Genomic DNA, 1,282 nt, shown 5'->3' with positions numbered 1-1,282 from the left:
TTTACTGATCCCACCATCAATGGCCTTAATAACTTTTTGTCTTAAGTCATAGCTATAAGGAGCAGGCATAATCTTTCCTAGATAGTTTTTCTCTATTATGTCCGCGCTCTTTGCTTCGACTGCTATAGTAGATACTTTGGGAAAAAGATACGGTTGGTAGGATACTAAAAAAAACGAATTCAAACTCTGGTAAAAAAAACAATGGTGCATCCGTTCATGTAGTTCAGAATTTGTCTTAAAAATGGAACCCAAATAATTCTGGCAACTGACTTCCTCACTTATCAAACTCCCGGTAGCGATCCTTCACCTCCTTTTGCAGAATATGTATCTGGTCATAGCACTTTCAGTTCTGCTGCTGCTGAAATTCTCCAACGGTTTACTGGTAGCGATGACTTTGGTGGTTCCGTAACTTTTTAGCCTGGTGAATCTCGCTTTGAACCTGGTGTGACACCACAACAAGTTGAAACACTGGAGTAGACTACTTTTAGCGAAGCTGCTCAGAAAGCTAGTGCTTCTTGCTTCTTCGGAGGTATTGACTTTGAAGATGGTGGTAGAAATGGTGAGGTGCTAGGGGAAGAAGTAGGAATAGAGGTTTGGAACGAAACTCAGTCCCTACTTAATCCCAATAATATCAATGGTACAGGGGAAGATGATGAGTTAACTGGAACTACAGAAAATGATTTCATAGGTGCTAGAGCTGGAGATGATTTAATTAATGCTGGAGATGGTAATGACTCGATCATAGCACGCCGAGGTGACGATATAATTGATGGTGGTGCAGGTCGTGATATTATTGCGGCTCAAAGAGGTGACGATCTTATAACCGGTAGACCTGGTAGCGACTTCTTTGACTTCAGCCGTAATTATGGCAATAATACGATCGCTGATTTTGAAGACGGAATAGATTTGATTTATTACACTATAATCTCGATCTTTTTCCAGCGATCGCTCATAGTTTTTGGCGGACTTGAGCGTGCATTTGTTGTCATACAGAGCTTTTCATATGAGTGAACCACAAAAGTGTAAAATGTAACAACTGACAAAATAATTATCTAGAGCGATATAGCTGCCGCACTTGCTCCGCCAACGCCAAACGAAAAAAATGGCCAGACCATATTCACAAAATTTAGGCCGACCTGTGATTAGAGCCGATCAAAACCTAAAAAATGACGGGAGTAAGTACGCAGCGCCCGTTTTAACGGCTGGTTGAATAACGACACGCGGGTAATAAAGCGTAGTAAAAATATGCTATACTTAGAGATAGTGGAATAGTAAGTAAGAA

General features: G+C 40.8%; 2 protein-coding genes. One reads left to right on the top strand and one right to left on the bottom strand.

The window, feature by feature from the left end:
- Nucleotides 1-210: hypothetical protein (locus F6K22_RS41095; protein ID WP_293110944.1), on the bottom strand; the 210-nt coding region annotated here is incomplete at its 3' end.
- A 354-nt stretch (nucleotides 211-564) separates the two neighbouring features.
- Between F6K22_RS41095 and F6K22_RS41090 the strand changes: the two genes are divergently transcribed.
- Nucleotides 565-1,011 carry a calcium-binding protein gene (locus tag F6K22_RS41090; RefSeq protein ID WP_293110942.1) on the top strand — a complete coding sequence of 149 codons (447 nt, stop codon included), beginning with the start codon at nucleotides 565-567 and terminating at the stop codon, nucleotides 1,009-1,011.
- Nucleotides 1,012-1,282: the final 271 nt, after the last annotated feature.

This window comes from Okeania sp. SIO2F4, assembly GCF_010672385.1.
Taxonomy (GTDB): domain Bacteria; phylum Cyanobacteriota; class Cyanobacteriia; order Cyanobacteriales; family Microcoleaceae; genus Trichodesmium.
The sequence above is the reverse complement of the archived record's forward strand: the minus strand, read 5'-3'. Positions and strand labels throughout refer to the sequence as shown.